Source organism: Terriglobia bacterium (genome assembly GCA_020072645.1).
Lineage (GTDB): Bacteria > Acidobacteriota > Terriglobia > Terriglobales > Acidobacteriaceae > Angelobacter.
In genome coordinates this window covers 49,332-70,251 of sequence record JAIQGK010000007.1, presented here as the reverse complement: position 1 = coordinate 70,251, position 20,920 = coordinate 49,332, and the positions used below count along the sequence as shown (strand labels likewise).

At 55.0% G+C, this 20,920-nt stretch carries 8 protein-coding genes; 5 read left to right on the top strand and 3 right to left on the bottom strand.

The window, feature by feature from the left end; all coding sequences use genetic code 11:
• The first annotated feature begins 780 nt into the window (after positions 1-780).
• The 4 genes from LAO76_11670 (at position 781) to LAO76_11655 (ending at position 12,142) form a co-directional block, all read left to right on the top strand.
• Positions 781-4,533, top strand: a complete 3,753-nt coding sequence (locus LAO76_11670; GenBank protein MBZ5491579.1) for a DUF11 domain-containing protein — start codon at positions 781-783, stop codon at positions 4,531-4,533.
• 103 nt (positions 4,534-4,636) lie between these two features.
• Positions 4,637-5,362: a Crp/Fnr family transcriptional regulator gene (locus tag LAO76_11665; protein MBZ5491578.1), complete on the top strand. Its 726-nt coding sequence runs from the start codon at positions 4,637-4,639 to the stop codon at positions 5,360-5,362.
• A 1,393-nt stretch (positions 5,363-6,755) separates the two neighbouring features.
• Positions 6,756-8,159 (top strand): toll/interleukin-1 receptor domain-containing protein, encoded by a 1,404-nt coding sequence (locus LAO76_11660; GenBank protein ID MBZ5491577.1) that lies wholly within the window; start codon positions 6,756-6,758, stop codon positions 8,157-8,159.
• Complete coding sequence (locus tag LAO76_11655; protein ID MBZ5491576.1) at positions 8,156-12,142, top strand: hypothetical protein; 3,987 nt, start codon at positions 8,156-8,158, stop codon at positions 12,140-12,142. Before LAO76_11660 ends, LAO76_11655 begins: the two co-directional genes overlap by 4 nt.
• 427 nt (positions 12,143-12,569) lie before the next feature.
• Here the strand turns inward: LAO76_11655 and LAO76_11650 are convergent, their stop codons facing one another.
• Entirely contained in the window at positions 12,570-14,627 is a 2,058-nt protein-coding gene (locus LAO76_11650; protein ID MBZ5491575.1) for a cytochrome C peroxidase, read from the bottom strand.
• Between the two features lie 795 nt (positions 14,628-15,422).
• The gene (locus LAO76_11645) at positions 15,423-16,868 is read right to left on the bottom strand and encodes a sigma-54 dependent transcriptional regulator (GenBank protein ID MBZ5491574.1); all 1,446 of its coding nucleotides are present in this window, start codon (positions 16,866-16,868) and stop codon (positions 15,423-15,425) included.
• A gap of 1,398 nt (positions 16,869-18,266) precedes the next feature.
• Here LAO76_11645 and LAO76_11640 point away from each other — a divergent pair.
• Positions 18,267-19,529 carry a lactonase family protein gene (locus LAO76_11640; protein MBZ5491573.1) on the top strand — a complete coding sequence of 421 codons (1,263 nt, stop codon included), beginning with the start codon at positions 18,267-18,269 and terminating at the stop codon, positions 19,527-19,529.
• A gap of 464 nt (positions 19,530-19,993) precedes the next feature.
• On the opposite strand, the gene LAO76_11635 is transcribed toward LAO76_11640, so the two are convergent.
• Positions 19,994-20,878: a haloalkane dehalogenase gene (locus tag LAO76_11635; protein MBZ5491572.1), complete on the bottom strand. Its 885-nt coding sequence runs from the start codon at positions 20,876-20,878 to the stop codon at positions 19,994-19,996.
• Positions 20,879-20,920 lie beyond the last annotated feature (42 nt).

Sequence of the window (20,920 nt, the reverse complement as noted above, 5' to 3'; positions counted from 1 at the left end):
CATACCGAACAAATTTCCTAAAACGCTCTTTTCGGTGTCAATTGCAAGGAGTTGGGCAGCTGAGTGGGCTCTACCTCTCTGGCTCACAAGCTGCCCGGCCTCCGGAGATTTTAATCATTACAGCCAGCACGCAGCTTTTTATTAAACGACTGGCTGAACAGAGAGAAATAGATAAATCGCAATCATAAGATTCCTGGAGCGCGGCCAGGATGTTGTGGCAACACCTTAAGTGTTTTACCTGCACGATTTTGAAGTTGGATGGTTGATGTAAATCTGCAAGACAATCATCCAACTTCGCTTCTTCAGCAGGTTTGGTCGCGCCGATAAAAGTTTGAGCTTAAGTTGTATTTCGTAAGCAAGATTGAATGAAGGCAGTTTGTTGAAATTGGTGACATAAGTTTTTCGGCATCAGACGGGCTCTGATGTTTTTGCGGGCCATCTCACGCGCTGATCAGATAACAACCGATCAGTTCCCGGCAAACCATCAAGACTGAAAAGTTTTCAGGCTCCTGGGTGGACCCATCTGTGCTGTGGCCCTGATCGGCGGAAGTGGAAGGCAAGCATTACACCCGGCTCAAAAGCGTGACGACTCTTACGTAGTTTTAGCCAGCTTTCCTTTTACGGTCCAATCAGCCCAGCACAGCGCGCATAGCGTTTATCGCAAAGAAATAAAGTTTTTTGGCTCGCGGCGGTTCTCCGTCAAGCGGACGGGACCTCTTGCGCTCAAATGAATTTGGCTTTCTCGATTCAGTAGCCTCCAGACAGTAAAGGATGACGACGATGATGGACTTAACGGGCACGACGGATGGAACAATCAACGCAGTTCTAAGACCATGGCTCAACCTGATGGCGTGCCTGGCCTCAAGATTTTGGATCAGCCTTGTAATCTTCGCGGGCATGGCGCCTCCCACGTTAAGCGCCCAAACGCCAACGCCGTTTGCCACGGGTGTAACTTCACCCGGCGGCGGAATGGTTTTGAGTGGCACCGCAATTAATCCAAAGACCGGCGCACCATATCGTCATCTATGGACCAGTGATCAGGGAGGCTTTGGCCTTTGCCGTATTGACCCGGATGTGGACACGCCCGGGCCGCATTTTTTAAACGCCGGATTTTGTATGCCTTTTGTTGATGGCGTCCAGTTCAAGCCCGGTCAATTCGCTTTCGATCCTCTTCTTAATAACATTTATGCGGTGGACCTGCAGGCCAACTCCCGAGGGATCTTCCGATTGCACTACCTTCCCTCGGGAGGAAGCGGCCATGGCTCCGTAGATCCCATTCACACAGAGGTTCTTGGCGGCAACCAGCTCGCAGGGCGGCAGGCATTGCCCGGCTGCGGTATCGCCGGAAACGTTCCCAATTCTGCCGTGCTCGGGCCTGACGGCAACCTTTATATAGGGTTTAAAGCCAGCGGAGACATCCTGCGGGTGGCCGCCCCCCAAACCGAGCCGCTGCCTTGCGGCAATGTGCAAGTGATCGGAAGCACTGCGGACGGCAGAAAGAACTTTGGCCTGGGCTTTATTGGCCATGATCTTTTTGGCGGCGACGGACTCGCAGCGTGGGTGATTCCCAACGGCGATCAATGCCTTACGCCGCAGAATGGCAACACGCTTTGCCACGGCACCAACATTCTTGTGGCGCAAACCGCCGTGCCCAGCTTTGTAATGAGTGATCAGCTTTACCCTGCGCTCAACGGAAGAAACTTATTTGTCGGCAATCCCAGTGACGTGACCCTGGTTGATTTGGCAACCATGCAGGTCACCATGAACTATGCCTCAGGCTTTCAGTTCTTGAGCGGCATGGCGTTGGACGGCACAAACATGAACCTGTATATCGCCGATGATCCTACAGAAGGAATTGCCGGCGGCTTTGGACGCTGGTGGAATGTTGGCACTCATGGCTTGAGCATTCGTCCTGCAACGTTGGTAAAGTTTGCCGATGGCGTAACAGCTCCCGCGGGCGGCGCGGTACTGACCGGTTCGGGGATCAACCCTGCCAGCGGCAAGCCGTATCGGCATCTGTGGTCAGGCGACACAGGCGGATTTGGCTTGTGCAGGCTCGATCCTGATATTGATTCTCCCGGCCCACACTTGATGAATGCGGCCACCTGCATTCCGTTTGTTGCCGGAGTGCAGTTCAAGCCGGGACAGATGGCCTTTGATCCAAACACCAACAATCTTTACACCGTGGACATGCAATCCAACACCCACGGTGTTTTCCGTCTGCACTTTATTCCAGGGGCAGACAATGGACATGGCGGCATCGATATCATCCACCAGGAAGTGTTGGCCGGAAACGGCGGTGTAGGACGCAACGGACTTCCAGGTTGCGGCATTGCCGGGAACGTTCCTAACTCCGCGGTGCTGGGCCCTGACGATAATCTTTATGTAGGTTTTAAAGCCAGCGGCGACATTCTTCGAATAACCGCGCCATCCACAGATCCCGTGCCCTGCACCAACGTGCAGGTGATCGGCAGCACCCCGGACAACGTTCGAGATATGGGTTTGGGATGGATTGGTCACGATCTATATGGTGGTGACGGACGCGCGGCGTTCATCATTCCCAACGCCGACCAATGCATGACGCCGCAGAATGGGCTGAATCCCTGCCACGGCACCAATTTTCTGCAGAGAGAAACGGCTACTCCATCGTTTGTGATGAGCGACCAGATCTATCCTGCGCTGAATGGCCGAACTCTGTTTGTGGGGCAGCCGGGAAGCATCTCTCTGGTTGATCCAGTGTCGTTCCAGGTCAACCTGAGTTACGCCAGCGGTTTCCAGTTGCTCAGCGCCATGACTCTGGATCCCGGTGACCTGACGCTGTACGTGGCTGACGATCCGGCGGCGGGTCTTTTGCCGCAACAGGGGCATTGGTGGGTGGTAGCTCCGCAGCCGGTTACACCGGCTATTCCGGGCCCGCCGTTGAATGTGGTGGCGACAGCCGGCAATGCATCAGCGCAGGTGAGTTGGGTTCCGTCTCCAGACGGACAGGCTGTGACCAGCTACACGGTGCATAATCTATTTAATTCTCCGGGCTTGAGCATGCCGGATGTAATCGTGACTGCGCCGCCGGGCTCCACAGAGGTGCCTACATCGATCACCATCAATGGATTGGTCAACGGCGTTCGTTATCAATTTGAAGTTGCGGCAACGGATGACGTTGGAACCAGCCTATTTTCAAAACCCAGCTTGATCATCATGCCCTTTGCGCCGTCGGTGCCGAAGCCGGCGACGAACGTGGCTGCTGCTGGACACGATTCGTCAGCTTCAGTTGCATGGACTGGGGTTCCGGATTATCTGAACGGCGGATTCCCGATCATTACCTATCACGTTGATGTGGAGATTCAAAACCAGATTGAGCGATCGATCACCGTCCCGGCAGCCCAGACGTCAGTCTTAATCACTGGCTTAACGAATGGCGTTACTTATACATTCGTGGTGGTTGCGACTAACCAGGTCGGCGATAGCCTGCCATCTCTGCCGTCGAACGCGGTCACTCCATCGGCGCCGGCTCCGCCGGTGCCGCCTCCAGCGCCAGCGGTGGCGAATCTTGCGGTAAGCATCAGCGGGCCAACTTCGTTACCCACGAACTCCAATGCTGGATACGCAATCCTGGTAACGAACAACGGCAGCGCGGCAGTGCCTCAAGTAATTGTTACGGACGCTTTCGCGGCAAGCAGCGCATCGGTTGCCTCTGCAAGGCCAAGCCAGGGAACATGCACCACAGCGGCCGCAGCGGTTACGTGCAATCTTGGCAGCGTGCCTGCTGGAACTACCGTAGCTGTTGGAATCACAGAGACCGTTTTGGCGACGGTGACAAATAAATCCAGCCTACAGGCGCAAGATGCAACCGGCCACGCGATGACTTTGGCGAATCCGGCAAGTGGAATTGCCAGCGTGACAACAAATGTCGCGGATCCTCCCCCTCCCCCAAATCCGACGCCGACGCCAAGTCCGACTCCGGCTCCTGCGCCAAACCCAACACCAACGCCAGTTCCCGTTCCAAATCCCAGTCCAAGTCCGACGCCGACGCCAAGCCCAACTCCTGCACCTGCACCAGCGAGCATTACTGATCTTGAGCTGAGCGGGAGTTACGCTGATGGAGCTGCGAGTGGAACAGTCACATGGCAAGTCAGGAATCTTGGGTCGATGACGGCGAGTGGCGTTGTGCTGGTACAGCATTTGCCCGCGAGCGCAACAATTCAGTCGATGACGGACTCATTGGGCGGGACGTGCACGCAGTCGAAAGGCATCATGAATGCGACTCGCTTCGAGTGCCGGGTGGGCACTCTGCTTCCGGGCCAGAGCTGGACGGTGATCGTGGAAGTAGCGCCAAGCGCAAGCACCGCCAAAGCCGCGGCGCGAGTCAGGTTCCAGGGCAGAGATCCAAATCCGGCAAACAACTATGCACTCGTGCTGATGCCGCATGAAGTTCCAACGACCGGAAGTGGTGGCACGCCACCACCGGTCCAGCCAACGATTGATCCGAATCTTCTCAGGCGTCCGGTGGGCCCAAGGCCGCTTCCGGAGCCATGAAAAAAAAAGTTTGACGTGAGCAGAAAGCAGCGATGCCCGTTTTCCGGGCGGGCGTCGCTGCGCAAGTGCAAGATCAGTGTTTTCGCTACGGATGAGCTGACGGATGGAAAGAGACAGCAAGCCTGACAACAGAATAGTCCCTGCTTCCGGCCAGGGGACCAAAGCCCCACCTGCCTGGGCTGACGGCCCGGTGGCGTGTTTGCGCGCACCGGGTGTCAACAGCAGCGTCATTCGACTGAAAAAGAAAGATGCGGTGTTTTACCAAGCCATGCCCGCGGACTGCATATTTTATCTGCTCAAGGGGCGGATCAAGCTGACGGCTGTTTCCGCGGAAGGCAAGGAAGCGACGACTGCGCTGTTGCGAGCGGGGGATTTCCTGGGCGAAGAATGCATCGCGGCAGATGATGCGATACGCACGACAAGCGCCATTGCCATCTGCGAAGGCATGGTGCTGCGGACAGAGCGCAAAGCCATCCTTGAGGTCTTGCGACGCGACCAGCAGTTCTTCAAGTTCTTCGTGTCGTTTATCGTCGCGCGAAACGTGCGCATGCAGGAAGACATGATTGACCGGCTCTTTCATACCGCCGAGAAGCGGCTGGCCCGCGTCCTGTTGCTGCTGGCCGGCTTCGAGGGTTCAGGCCAGTCGGAGATCGTGATTCCCAAGGTGAGCCAGGAGACGCTGGCAGAGATTGTCGGCACGTCGCGATCGCGGGTAAGCACTTTCTTAAATAACTTCCGCAAGCAGGGCCTGATTGACTACGATGGTGATTACAGCGGCGACCTGCTGGTCCGCAGTTCGCTCAGATCGATTATTTCCAAAGAAAATTAGATCTCGCTTATCGACTGCGTTGATGTTGTCCTTCCGTACAAGGTCAGCGTTCCATTTTGGGAAAAGCGTATTGAACTTTTCGCCAAATGTGTTCTTTTGGGAACAGTTTGGAAGCCCGCACGAGTCCACAATGCATTCAACAAACTCTTAGTAAAAGAGATCGTTGGCGGCGGAGCCAACAAAAATCGCGCCTTTCAGAGAGGCGACGATACATCCTCACACAATAAAAATAACGCCCGCCGCGACATGCCGTTTTTCTTTTTGCCAGGACAGCGGTCCTGACAATTAAGAGGCTTGTTTTCCTTCCGGACATGAATCAGCGCTCGCTTATGGGCGATGACTGAAGTGTTTTCGGCCACGGCCACAGCTCTTCCCCGGCAACCGGGCGGGAAGGTGCTCGCCGCGACCTATTCAAAAAGTTTAAGAGGGCTTTGCCGGCCGCCAGACAAGACGCAGGCTGCCGGATAAGTTCAACTGCCTTCCAGTGGAGCTCGAAGGTGGTGCCGCACCCGGCTGGTGGAATGAATTCTTGTTTCGATTCCGTCCGCGCAGGACAGGGTCTCCCCGCCGGGTGTGGTTTTTTCCTCTTACGCAGAGGAATTCGTGAACGGAGCTTTTGTGAGCGCAGCCATGAGGGCAAGGGTTTCTGCGAGTGATAGTGCGATGGCGGTGACATGCTTTACATAGACGTGTTTTAGGCAGACGTGCTCTGCACAGACTGCCTGGAATGGTTTTGAACGACAAGTTGCGACTGTGGGCCAGCCCGATGGTTCTACAGCCGTGAACGGGGCTGCCGGCCCCGCAAAACGGCAGCCCCAAACTAAATTCTGGGGCCTATTAATTACGACAGGTGTCGGCGGCGGGAACATGCGGCAGTAGCCCGCACGGCGGAAGTTTTGAGATTGAGATAGGTAACGCGCACACGCGCTTACCAACAAGTTGCGACTGTGGGCCAGCCCGATGGTACTACAGCCGTAAACGGGGCTGCCGAAGAAATCCCCGCAAACGGCAGCCCCCAAACTACTTGCAAGAGCAGCAAACACCGCAAACCAGAGCCTTGTTACGGATTCGCCGCGCGGATGGTGGCAGAGCGCACACAGCCAAAACCAGTCTCATAAGGCGACATTATAGTTATTGCAGCCTTCTTTAATATGTCCATTGCTACAGCATCTGCTGTGTTATTGACTTTCATCTCGTGGCTTGTAAGTTTTCTCTTAACTGATGTCGATGGGAGTTTTGTGATGTGGATCACAGACCTCGAGTTTCGCTGAGAGTATGGTCAAAACTAGCTACATCAGGTCCTTTCAAAGTGGAAACCTTATCCCCCTCCTTGTAGCAAGTTGCACGCGGGTGGCAATGTCTTGCACCAGAAAGTACTTGGAGGCCAGAACGAATGAATGTATCTACCGTTTTGCCATCAATCACCTCACAACTGACCGAGCGAGAGTGGGACAAGCTAATCAATCTTATTCTTGAAGGATGCGTGGTTCCAGTGGTTGGCCCAGAACTGCTCATATCTGGTGAACCGGGACAGGAGTCGCCGCTTTACAACTTGTGGGGGCGCACATTGGCTGACCAGACCGGTTTGGCGGTTCCAAATGGCGACTCAGCATCCACTCTGTATAGAGTCACCAATGAACTGAGCCAGAAGGAGAATCTTGGGGACTTGGCATCCGACATCGACTCTGTGCTTCGAGATACAAGATGGCCTGTTCCAGGCGCGCTGCGGAAGCTGGCAGAGATCCTCAGTTTTTCTCTCTACGTGACCACTAGCATCGATCACCTGCTCAAGAACGCGCTGGAAGAGGCGCGCGCGTCACAACACCAGCGAATTGAGGAGATTATCTTTACGCCCCATGGCGCAAAAACCCGGACGGATTTGCCAGGCGACTTCACCGATTCGCACATGCTCGGTCTGTTCTACCTGTTCGGGGCCAGCAGTAAAGTAGCGGGAGACTTCGCCAAGAATGAAGACGACATGATCGAATACAGTTGGTCCCTGCTGGATCAGCAGTACGCGCCTCAACGTCTCTATGACTACCTCCAGCAAAAAGCGGTTTTGTTACTAGGCTGTAATTTCCCGGACTGGCTGGGACGGTTTTTTATTCACGCCTTACACGGAGGCGCGTTGCCGGCGGCACGGCACGAAGAAACAATCAATATCTACTACATTAGCGCGCATTGCGATGCGGGTCTGGCAGATTACCTGAAGCGCCGGCGCGCGCACGTGCTCACGGAGCAGTCTCCTGTGGCTTTCGTCGACGAACTACATAAACGCTGGCGGAGCCGGTACAAGCGGCCGGACTCTGGGGAACCGGAAGGCAAGTCGCCAGATGCACCTCCCGCTTTCAAGAGGGGCGCGGTATTTCTGAGTTACGCCAGCGAAGATCGTGCCACGGTGAGGGAAATCCGGGATCAACTGGAAGCAGCCCACATCGACACTTGGATGGACGAACGTGGTCTTGAACCGGGAGAGGAATATCAGCGGGTCATTCGGGAAAATATCGAAGACGCGTCATTCTTCATCGCAATCGTCTCCCGTTCCCTGGATCGAACCGGTGCAAAGGGACGCTTTGTCTTTCGAGAATGGAAGTGGGCCGAACGTGCTTCTGAAGTACGCCATAAAGATGACTGCTTTTTGCAGGCAGTAGTCATCGACGACACGCCCTCTAGCGCGTCATTCGTGGATGCGCCATACCGGGATTTGCACTGGACTCGTCTGCGTGACGGCGGGTTGCCGCAGGAATTCATTGAAGTTCTGAGCCGTGGAATCCGAAATTACCGGAGGTCACGATGATCGCCCATCCCCCAGCTACCGCGATTGCCATGGACAACCCGTGGCCTGGACTGACCTATTACACCGAACAACAGCACCAACTGTTCTTTGGCCGGGAACCCGAGATCGCGGAATTGGTGCGCATGATCCAGCGGGAAACACTCACTGTTCTATATGGACGGTCCGGTCTGGGCAAAACCTCGCTGCTGCGAGCCGGGGTTGTCCCTCGTTTGCGCTCCGGCGTTTACCTGCCGGTGCTGCTGCGGCTCGACTTTTCAGACGAGAAGATCGCTCCAGTCGAGCAGGTAAAACTGGAGACGCTCAAAGCCTCCAGCGAGCACGGAGTTCAGATCGAGCAGACGGCGGCCTTACCTCCAAACGCAACACTCTGGGAGTTCTTTCATGCCAGCGAGTTCTGGGGGCCGCGAAATGACCGCGTCACGCCCATTCTGATGTTCGATCAGTTTGAAGAACTCTTCACGCTTGGAAAAGGCGCTAAGCTCGCCGCTGATTTTCTGGAGCAGCTGGCCGATCTGGCAGAGAACCGTGTGCCTGTCGCGGTTCATCGCCGCATTGAGGAATCCGGCGAGCGGCTCACAATCCAAAGCGAAAGCGCGAATTGCAGGATTGTATTGTCACTGCGCGAGGATTTCGTTTCCAAACTGGATACTCTCCAGCCCGTTTTACCCGCGGTCATGCGCAATCGCTTTGCCCTCAATCCTCTCGACAGTAATCGAGCGCTCCAGGTGATTGTCAATGCAGGCCAGCCGTGGGTAAGCGAAGACGTGGCGCGTGACATCGTAGCTGTACTGGCCCATGCAGGCGAGAGAAAAGATCCCGATCCGCTTGCGGAGATCGAGCCAGCTTATCTGAGCGTGATGTGCCATGAGTTGTTTCTGCGTATGATGGCGCTGGGAAAAGAGAGTATCACCCGTGATCTTGTGGCTCATGAGAAGGGTGAGATCATTGAGGCGTTGTACGAACGCAGCCTGGAAGGGCTAGGCAGCACGGTCCGGCTGTTTGTGGAAGACCGTCTGCTTACCGCGACCGGCTTCCGCGGGACTGTTCCTGCTTCAGAAGCCGCGGCGGAAGGCGTCTCGGCAAGCGACTTAGCCACCCTGGTCGACCGGCGTCTGCTGCGGGTCGAAGAGCGGCTGGGAACCCGTCATGTGGAACTGTCGCATGATCTGCTGACAAAGGTGGTCAAGAAAAGCCGCGATGAGCGGCTGGCCCGCGAGAGGCACGCCGAGGAAGAACGCAAGCACGCGGAACTCAAACGCGCCCTGGCTCGGTCCCATGTGCGCACTGCCGTGGCAGTGGTAGTAGCAATTGTGGCAGTGGCAGCCGCGGTGTTCTGGTGGGCAGCATATGTCCACCCCTTCAAGTCCTACTACAGGGATTTCACGAAGCGCTTTGGCGTCATCAAGCCTTACGGGCGGCTGTCCTCCGAGGCCGTGCGACACCGCCAATCGTCTCTCAGAGTAGTCAAAAAAGGATTTTGGGGCGAAATTTTGGCCATGGAAGCAATTGACAGCACGGGCAGGCTTACCAAGAACAACAATGTGGGGACCTACCTCAACACTGGCTCCGAAGACGAGGATCGCTCGCCCAAAGCGTGCCGTTGGGAATTCGTTTACGACAGCGAAGGCCAGCTTGTTTACGAGACTGCCTGGGATGAAAATCACCGCATGGTATGGGGCTTCACGTATGCACCGTCAGACGCTGCTATGAACTCCGCTAGGAAGAGATCAGATGCAGTTTTGGTAAGAAAGGCGACATTCGTCGGGCCGGGCGGCTTGCCCATGCCACAGAGCAAAAGCCGGGCCGAAATCATTGAATTTCAGTACAACAATAACGGCAATGAGATCCAGCGCCGATATCTCGACAGGGACGGGAAGCCGTCGCCCGGCCCCGACCAGGCATTCGGCAAGGCTCTCGAATATGACAGTAGCGGACGTCAAACTAAAGACACCTCATTGGATAGCAACGGCCACCCGATGAACGACTCCGCCGGCAATGCGAGCTTTGTCGTCGAATATGACCACGATGGCAACCAGGTTACAGGCATCGCTCTTGACGCGAACGGCCGCGAGACGCTTCTTACTCAACGTGGCTGGAGCAAGGTGAGCTTTGGTAATGATCGGTGGGGCAACCTTAGGGAAATGAGCTTTTTCGATGTGAACAATGCGCCGGTGATCGACCAAAAAGAAGGCGCTCACATAGTGAAGTTTGCTTATGACAACCATGGAAATACCACCGAGATGCGCTATTTTGACGTCCAGGGCAACGCCATGGATCGCGTGACGGAACCGAGCTTTCACCGGATGGCATTGGTCTATGATCCGAACAATCGGCTACTGCAGTCTTCTTATTTCGACCGGCGGGGTCAGCCGGTGATAGGGCTGGAAGGAGGTTACGAGGTTCGGTACAACTACGATGCGCGCGGCTTTATGTCAACCTATGCGTATTACGGGCCGAACCAACTCCCCACAAAGGGCGTGAGTGGGTTCCATCTCGCAAGGCTCAAAAGCGATGATGAGGGTAACGAAGTTGAAGCCGCCTTTTTTGGGCCCGATCTTAAGCCCACCCTTAACAATGACCAATATCATTCCGCGCGCTCTCACTACGATGGACGTGGGCGTCTGGTTGACCAAAGCTATTATGGCATTGACGGACAGCCTTGTCTGGATTCAACGGACGGCAGCCACAAGTACACACAAAGCTATGACCGCTTCGGCAATATCTTGGTCACAGCCTACTTTGGCCCGAATGACAAACCTATATTATCCAAGCTTGGATATCATCGCAAGGAGTCTCGGTACAACCAGTTTGGCGAGCCTCGTGAGATCAAATACTTCGATGCCGCTGGGAACCCTGTAGCCGATAAGGAGGGCATCCACAGGGTGGCGTTCAGGTACGACGAACGAGGACTTCTCGTGGAGGAGACCCACTACGGTAAGGTTGACCGGCCCGTCGAAGACGATCGGCTCGCAGAAAATAAAGCTGGCATTGCGCGTATTCGCTATGAATACAATGCCAAGCGACAGCGTACCGTGGTGGAGTACTTCGGAGTCAACGGACCCAAACCGGGCCCGGTGGGCGCGCCGCGCATCTTGACGGAGTACGATGCGATCGGACGGAAGATCCGTGAAACGAAGCAGGATGGCTCTGGACATGAGATCGCCAGCGTTGAACCCGGAACAGTAAGCACCCGCCAAAAACATGACTCTATGGGGCGGGTAATTGAAGAGTCCTATCACGATGAGCAAGGTAGCCTGAAAGCGAACACAGAAGGCTATGCGATTGTCCGCTATGAGCTGGACCAGAATGGAAACCCACTTATAACCCGCTATTTTGGTACAGACGAGAAGCCAGTGATTAGACGTGGCTGGAGCGCCATTCTGCGGAAAGAGTATGACAAGAGTGGACGGGTGGTAAAAGAAGCATACTTTGACTTGAATGACAGACCTATGATCTCACCGGAGATGGGTGTGGCTAGCGGGAGCGTTCAGTACGACGCGAAAGGAAACATGATCGAACTCGCCAGCTTCGACACAAGGGGTGAGCCCCTGGAAGCGCTGAACGGATACGCACGGGTTCGGGTAGTGAAGGATTCCGCCGGCAACAAGCTCGAAACGGACTACTATGATCGGTTCAGCGTTCTCGTTCTTCGGCTAATGGCGAACGGCAACTGCATTCCCTCCGAGGCATCCCTGGCCTTCCTCCGTAACACTGGGAAGACGATAATACCGGTCGTGGCCGAACTCCCCGGCGATAGCAAGAGCATTGCCAAGACAGTTCGTCTCCATATAGGAGATGTCCTCCTGGAGTATGACGGCAGGAGCTATAACGGCCTTGAGTGGACGAAGCAGTTCGACGCGGGCCAAGACCGGATGAGGACACTTTTAGTCCTGCGCAACGGCAAGAGGCTCAGTATTCATGTTCCCAAGGGACAACTTGGGGTCAGATTTATTGGGTGTAACGCTCGAAGCGTAGTTAAATAACCGACTTGCGGCGGTCGAAGATCTAACATTCAAAGCAAAAAAGAAGGACTGGAGAAGCAGGCGTGCTATCCCAGTCCTTCAAAGTGTTGCTGATTTAGGAGAAATTTTGGGTCATCGTTTTTACTGCTGATCTTTACCTCCTTTCTTTCGGTCTAAGTGCTTCGCGCGGAAACGGAGGTGAAGGCGGCCTCCGTTCCGCACGCAGCCAGCGCCCCAGAGGAGGGAAAAGCGAGTGAGCTTGTGCAGGGCTAACTCTGCGCCGGCCATTCGTTCAAAAACTTGCCCCAGACTTGCATGGAAAGATCCGAAGGCCCCGCTGGGGGAAGGTCCTTGAGGGCCATTCGGATCTTTGCATCTGCATCTGCGCTATGCATTGAGTACATGCATTGCGGCAATGCGCTGCGCGGCTGCGCTACGACAACGGCGATCAGTTACAGCCCGGGCTGGGACCACCATCCAAACCTGCGCAGAACTTGGTCAACGGAGAGCCGCCGCCTGCGCCGACTGCTGGAATGGTGATGGTTTGCTCGTTGAGCACTCCATCGGTAATGACCATGCCGTTGGGAACGATCAATGAAGGATGGTCGAAAGGCGCGCTCTGCGAGCGAACACGTTCATCGGTGAGCGACTTCAGGAACGCAACGACTGCTGCTTTGTCATCCGCGCTGAAGCCGGCGCGCTGCAAGTTGGGATCAACATCTGCGGAGGGAAAATCGCCGCCGCGGCTGTAGAAGTCCACAACCTGGTCAAGAGTGGCCTGGCCGCCATTGAGGAAGTATGGACCGGTGAGCTCGATGTTGCGCAGGCTCGGAGTTTTTACCGCTCCGCGCACCGCAACCGGCGCACCAGCGGGAACGGCCGTTCCGGAAAGCTGTCCCATGGAGGCCAGTTGCGCCGCGGAGAGCGAAGCGAGACCTGACGGATCGGAGGCAGCGATTCCCATGTCGTCATCAGTGGGCCTGACGCCGATGTTATGGAAGCCAACATCGTGCCAGCGTCCGCCGGGCAAGCGCTCTACCACGCCGCGAGAGGCTATGCTGGAAATCGTTGCGTCAGTCAATTCGCCGCCGTTGTGGCAGTTGGTGCATCCGCCTTTGCCCTGGAAGCGATCGAGGCCGCGCTGCTCCAAAGTGCTCAAGGCGCCGCGGTTCCCTTCCATGAACTGGTCAAAACGTGAGCTGTCTGACACCAGCGTGGACTCATACATCTGGATAGCCACGCCCCAGAACATGGAGAAGTTATATTCCATCTGCGAATATTCGTCAGTGTTCATGGGCCGGCCCAGATGGATGAAATTGCTGTCCTTGTCCACGATCACGTCTGAGCTCCACCACTTTGGCTGGAACGCGGCCTGGATCATGGAGACATAATCGGTATTGAGGCCGGTGAAAGGATCAGCACTGAGGCTGCCGAGTACGCTGTCTTGGGGCGAGACTTGCTGCATGACCAGCGGCGTGACCGAAAGCATCTTCTTGCCCATCTTTACAAAAGGACGGCCCGTAGCGGACATCTCGACATCGCTGCCCGGAGGACCAACCGCCTGTGAAGCCAGCGCGGAGTTCGAGAGGCGCAGCGTGACTTCATGAACAATGTCCAGACTGGAGGCGTCGGTTTGCAGCAGCGCGGCATTCGGATCACCCGTGCCGAAGGGATTCACGCCGTTGAAAGTGTTCTGCGCGCGGCCATCCCAGAAGTTGCGATAGTTGAAGACCGCGTTGATCACTGGCGGAGCATTGCGCGGCGTGGATCGCCGAACGTTAAGCGGAGCGCCGGAAGGATCAGTGATGGACCAGACGGGATCGGCGACAGATGTTTCATCTTCAGTGCCGAGACCGAAAACCACGTCATTGAAATCATTCCGGAAGACGCCCTGGGACCCGACAATATTGTTGTTGTCAGAAAGCACCACGGAGTTTGCACGGTTGGGATCGGCCAGCTTGTGCAGCGGAAAATCGCTGACGCTGAGCTGGTGGTTCGGGCCAAAGCCGGGATGGAAAATGGTGGAGTCAGCAGACGGATTTCCGTTGCCATCCACGCGACGCAGGCCAGGATCAGCCTGGTTCATGGTGCGGCTGTCAGCGCCGGCATTGAAGTGGCAGGTTGCGCATGCGGTAAAACCGTCACTGCCAAACTGCATCTCCCAGAAGAACGCCTTGCCCAGCGCGATTGCCGCAGCTTTGTCGCGAACAACGTCATTCAGCTCGGCGGCAGTTGGTCCTGGCACAGGCACGGTCTTGAGCGAACTAAGTTTTCTGCCGCCCCTGTCTGCAGTCTGGTTGGCGGTTTGATTGCCGTTCTGTGCTCCGCCTTGATTGCCGGTTTGGTTTTTACCGCCACCGGAATTGCCACCCTTTGACGAGGTACTAACGGTGTTTCCATTGCGACCACTATTTCCGCCGCCGCTGTTGCCGCCACCACTATTGGAGCCACCGCTATTACCGCCACCACCGCCTGAGCCGGATCCTTTGCCACTGGAAAAGGCCATGGCGCAGCATACAAACGCCGTCAGTACTAGGCCGGTTAATTTTTTGCTCATCCTCATGTCTTGACTTCCTCCTGAATTCTAAAAAGGCCAGCCAGAAAACCTGCTAAACGCTCCCAGGCCAGCAAAGGTTCATCGCGCAGCCTTCAGCAATGAACTGGTCAGAGTTAAAGCATTTCTCCGGCCACGCAACAAAGCTCCCTCCACTTGAAGCGCGCGCTCGGCGGATCGTCGCTTTCTGCCCCGTTTTCTGTAGCTTGCAGGGCCGTCGTCATCGGTTGTTTGGCAACAGGCAGTTGCTATTAACAGGCGAATGGAAACCGTCTTCCAGAGATTGAGTGGAACTCGATTTCCAATGGGGCTTAGGCAAAGCAGGCGGATTGATTCGTGCGCCACAAAAAGAATTGGCCGGGACCCGGTATGGCGTCTCCGGTGTTAGTTACGCGAACCAGGATGGCGCACTTTGTGTTTGCAGGAAATTTTCTCTAGATAGAATTTTGCAACGATTGGAATTCATTTTCCACGATCTGAGCGGAATCAAGTTCCTCGGCTCTTCTGTCGAGCCATTCAAAATCAGAAGATGTTCAAGTTCGCCATCTAGTCGCAGTTGGAGGAAGTCAGACAGGAAGTTTTGAACATATTATGAGGTATGACCGTGTGCAGTCGAACGAAGGAGGTTTCTAGATTTCTCGTTTAAGCTTTAAGCTTCAAGCTTCCCGCTTTCGCCTTGGCAATTGAGATTTTCTTCAAAGCTTCTTGCGATAGGGCTCCCTCGATGCGCTTGGGATATTAAACACTCTACCCTTGCGCGTTGCGCAACCCGGGGCCGGTGACCCCTGGAGGGAGGACATGATACTGCTTCATCTTGTAGAGCAATGCTTTATAGCTGATCTTCAGTTGCTTTGCAGCGGCTTTGCAATTCCATTTGGTCGCAATCAAGACGCGTTCAATGATTTTTGGTTCTGCTCTCTCCTTCAAATCCTGCACCATTGACTTTAGCCCGCGGGCGCTGATCAAACAGTCTTCATCGGTAAACTCCATGCCGATTCCAGCGGAACTTTGCTGCTCTTCAAGTTCCGCAATGGCAACAGCTTCGTCCTGAAGCACCATGTATCGCTTGATAAAATTGCCCAGCTCGCGCAGGTTACCCGGCCAGGGGTAGCGCAAGCATGCCCGAATCAAGTTGGGTGAGCAGGCAGCCGGCGAACAATCATATTTTTCTGAAAACTGCTGCATGAAGTGTTTTACCAGGATTGGAATCTCTTCACTCCGCTCACGCAATGGCGGAACATTGATGGTGAAGGCGTTCAACCGATAATACAGGTCTTCACGGAACGCCCGGGCGCTGATGGCTTCTTTCACATTGATGTTGGTTGCGGCCAGCACCCGGAAATTAGAACTCAACGTCGATCGGCCTCCCAACCGTGAAAATTTGCCATCTTGTAATACATGCAAGAGTTTAGCTTGCACCGTGGGGCTCATTTCTCCGATCTCATCCAGAAAAACAGTGCCTTTGTCACAAAGTTCCAGCGTGCCAGGTTTAGAACGGTTGGCTCCGGTGAAGGCGCCAGGCTCGTAACCAAAGAGTTCACTCTCCAACAAGTCTGCCGGCAGCGCCGCGCAATTGACTTTGACAATCGACTTGCCTGACCGCCGGGATAGCTTATGAATCAACCGCGTCAGTACTTCTTTACCCACACCACTCTCTCCCAGCAAAAGAACGGGGATATCCACCTTGGCCACCTGCGCCACCTGGGCGCGGATCTTGCGCATGGCCGGACTCACCGCCAGAAAAGAGATGTCATTTTCCACGTGTTCAAAACGCTCGCAGGATTCGTCGCCGACATCGGGATCGTCCAGGGTTTGTGTGCGACCCGATAGTAGCCGCTCTATTTCCTCAAGAAAGTCCTGCCCTTCGCGCGGCCCGACGATGTAATCGAGCGCCCCCAGGCGCATTGCCCGCACCACTATGCCCACGTCGTTAACTTGGGAAACCACGACAATCTCCAGGTTCGGACTCACGCACCGCCAGACTTCAATCATTTCCAGGCCGCAAAGGTTGTGTTCATCCAGATGGAGCAGAACCAAGTCAAACTGCAACCCGCCTTCGGTCCGTTGCATGGCCTCCTGGCCTGAAACAGTCTCCAATTGATAGTGCGCGCTCTCCAGGAGCTGTGTAATCGCAGCGTCGTAATTGACCAGAAGGATTCGTGCTTTGCCGGAAGGGGACGAAGAACGTTTCATCAAATTTGCTCACCTCGCGATATGGTCACGGATAAAGACCGGAAACTGCCTACCAACCCCACGGATTTATGAATGTAATTGCGGACGGGACAAGCTTCCCTTTCGGAGCGCTCCCGGCACATTCACAGAAATCTGGAGTAAATAAGGAGTCCCACAGCCATTGTGGCTGCTACCTGCAATCGGTTAAGAACCGCATCAATGACCAGGTTGCGCGAGATGTGCCCAGACTAGGCCAAACAAACCGGTGATCATTGCTTAGAACAGGGGGCGGTTTTTTCAACTTTGTATTGCCCCAGGTTCAGCACAAATTCTTTCCTAATTGCGGGTCGTTTGTACTTTAACGGGCTTTATACCCTGATGTAAATTGTTTTCCTCTGCGTTGCCGGGGATACCCAGGCAATAAGCACGTATACACAACAAAATAAATATGTTGCCGGAGATGCATGGTAATCCGGGAATCGAGGCTGCTAGTCGACACGGTTAAATTTTCTAACAATGGGGAGTTCGAAAAAAGGTTTGCCAAGGTTTCAAAAGTCCCTGAGGTCAGCCATCAGGAGTTGTCAGAGTTATTTGGTCCAGCTACAAATCCAACGGCGCGCCTGGGCCTTTCAACTGGGCAAGACGAATATTGCCGATGAATTGGCCGGCCTCAATTCGTTGCGCGCGAGGGTGGTCGGCAACCGAGCATTACAATTTCGATCCCCCTCCAAAACCTGCCGAACAGCCAGTTTCTCGCGATGGCGTCTGGCTATCGATTTAGCGCGGCACATGCAGCCACCGCAGCGGATGCTTAATCCGCCGAAGTTCGCTGAAGAAGGCCGAGACTTGCCGGAAGGCCAATATTCTGTGTTGAATCTATTGGTCACACGCGGGCCGCTTCGGACAGGACCCACACCGAGCCGCCCTGCATTCTGCATTTCCCGCTTTTAACGGTTAACTGTGCTTTTGCCCTCTTCAGCGTGCTCTTGGAAATTCCAGCCTGTTTGGCCTCAGCCATGTCGTCTGTTTCTTTGCGGGGATCAGCCTGGAGGAATTCGCGTAAAAGACCTTGATCTGCTCCATGCCGCTGGACTTCATCGGCTTCGGGTTCGTGTGCAAAAGATTATTCGGCGGCGGTCAGAGATGTGAAAAACATTGCGTTTATTTCCCAAAACGGGAACCTAGTTCCTTTTTGGGAATTTTTTTCCCAATTTGGTCACAAAAGGGGGTGAAAGGCTGTCCCACATAAATAGATTTTAATGAATTACCTCTAATGACTTTGGACCTTTCATAGTGCTCTTTTGCATCGGTCATACCTCGCGTAGAGCGGATCGTCTTGGGATGGATCTGACGACTCCTGAACACAAATCATGCACGCGGCCGCATGTAACAAGGCTGCAGAAAGAGAGAAGGTAAACTATGAAGGTACTTAGAAGCATTTCCGGACCACTTGCCGCAATTGTTCTGTTGCTGGTGATTGCGGAGAATGGCCATGCCTATGGCCAAACACTGCTCAACCAGCAGCGAGTTTATGTGATGGCCAATCGTGCCGACGGCAATACTATCCTCGTATACCATCGAACCGCTGAAGGAGATTTGAGCCTGATCGCAGAGGTCTCCACGGGCGGATTGGGCAGCGGCCCTGGCGAACTTCCCGCGCCCTTCCCGATCGGAATCCCGGCAGGAAATCCTCTTACGACCCAAGATAACCTGGTTTTGACCGAGAATGGCCGCTTCCTGCTCACCGTCAATGCGGGCAGCAATGACATTTCCGTTCTTGCAGTTACAAATGATGGTCTGGAACTGGTGGACAGAGCTCCTTCCGGGGGCGATGTTCCGGTAAGTATCGCTCAACATGGGAAGCTGGTTTATGTAATCAATGAAGGTGAGCTTTCCGCGGACGAGCTTGGAAAAGTGCCCAGCATGACTGGATACTTCATCGACCAGAATGGCCATCTGACACCCATTCCCAATTCTTTCCGGATTACCGGCAGTCCCGATGCGCAGCCGGCCGAACTGCTTTTCAGCCCGGACGGCAACTGGCTGTTCATTACCGATAAGTTCGCGGAAACCTTTATTCATGTGCTGCAAGTGAACGGGGATGGCACCACGCAGGATGTAAGAAATTATGTGGCCAACGTTCCTGCTCCTTTTGGGGCGGCTTTCACCCATGACCATATCCTGGCCGTTACTGAAGCCAATGCCAAATTCATCAATGGACAACGCGCGGGCGTGCCGAACGGCGCGAGTGTGTCTACTTATCAATTCAATCCCAAAGATGGGACCATGACGCCGATCAGCCTGTCGGTGGGAACCTTGCAGACGGTGTCTTCTTACATCCGGTTTACGCCGGACGGACGCTTTGCATTTGTCTCTGGCAAAGGCAGCGGCGCCATGTCCTCGTTCACCGTTTCGCCCAATGGAGAGATAACACTGCTTCAATCCACCGCAGCTCTTACCGGAGGCACATTCAGTGAGCCTATCGATGAGGACATTACGCCGGATGGCAAATTCCTGTACGTAGTAACCCCAATGGCAGCACTGGGCAATACTTTTTTTCTCCCCATCCCGTCCAATGCCGCCGCTGTTATGGGCTATCGCATCGGCGAGGATGGGTCCCTGACGCCAGTCACCAGGGTCGACGGACTTCCTCTCTCGGCCGTTGGTGTTGTAGCGCGCTAGGCATGCTTTCAAAAATGCATACCTAGTGTTGTTGTCGGAGAGCAGTGAACGCAAGTAACTCTCCTGGGAAGGGCTTTGAATCCGGCGGCAACCGGATTCAAAGCCTGCGCCCACACTGGCGCCAGGACTCGTAAGGGCATTCTGCGGGATGTCGGCCGCCGCGGAGACGGGATCTTCAGCCGTTCTCCTGACCGCACTCGATCCACTTACCATGCCAAATCTTGCTCCGTGCCGCACTATCTCTCGCTGCGGCCATTAATTTCGACATCAAAGCATTTGCAGACACTTACCCATCGGAGCAGCCCATCGGGCCGCTCCGGGAAACTCCTTATTTTGCCGCGCCTGATACAACCGGCCGGTACAAAGGCTTTTCAGCAGCCTGCGAACTCTTACGGCCCCTGCTGAAGCCTCGCCCTGATGCAATTTCGCCCAAGAAGAATTTTTTCGCAACCCAACTCACATCGTCAACGCTGAGCCAGGGTTTGCAGGAATTCCCGCAAGGCAGTTCCGATCTCCTGCGGAGAATCTTCTTGCAGGAAGTGCACGCCTTTGACCGTGACTTCGCGCTGGTTGGGCCAGGTGCGGCAGAATTCAAGGGTGCGTCCGCGAACGATGGCTCCGGGGTCGCCGGCGATGAAGAGCTTGGGTATCTGGCTTTGCGACATCGCCTTGCCGTAGCTCTCGACGATGGCGTGAACATCGGCGGGTTCGCCCTGGATGGGGATCTGGCGCGGCCAAACCAGCGTCGGCAACCTGTCCTCTCTTTCGCGGAACGGGGCGCGGTAGGCGGCCATCTCCTCGTCGGTCAATTTACGGAACATGCCGCGGGGCAGGATGGTTTCCACAAAGAAATTTCCGTCGAGCACCATCTGCTCGCCCTTTTCCGAGCGCAGAGCCCGAAAAAGCGGAGCAGCCTCGCGGAAGTCGTCCCAATCGCGGGGCATGGCGATGGCTTCCATATACGCGATAGCCTTGATCTGGTCGGGATAACGCGCGGTTCTGTGGAACCCAACTGCGGAGCCCCAATCATGCATCACCAGGGTCACATTGCTTGTCACATTCAACGCCTCAAACCAGGCATCGAGGTAATGGGCATGATCAAGAAACCGGTACGCCTTGCCCGGCGACTTCCCGGATTTTCCCATCCCCACCATGTCGGGCGCCAGGCAGCGTCCCATGTCGCTAAGATAAGGGATGACGTTTCGCCACAGGTAAGAAGATGTGGGGTTTCCATGCAGAAATACAATCGGGTCTCCCTTTCCGGTGTCGACATAACTTATCTCGGTGTCGAGCACTACGACCCGTTGCCTTGGATGAACATCCGACGAACTGATTTGAGGATTAATCATCTTTTCCCTACTGATGGGTGACCCGCGTCTCCATCAAAATTA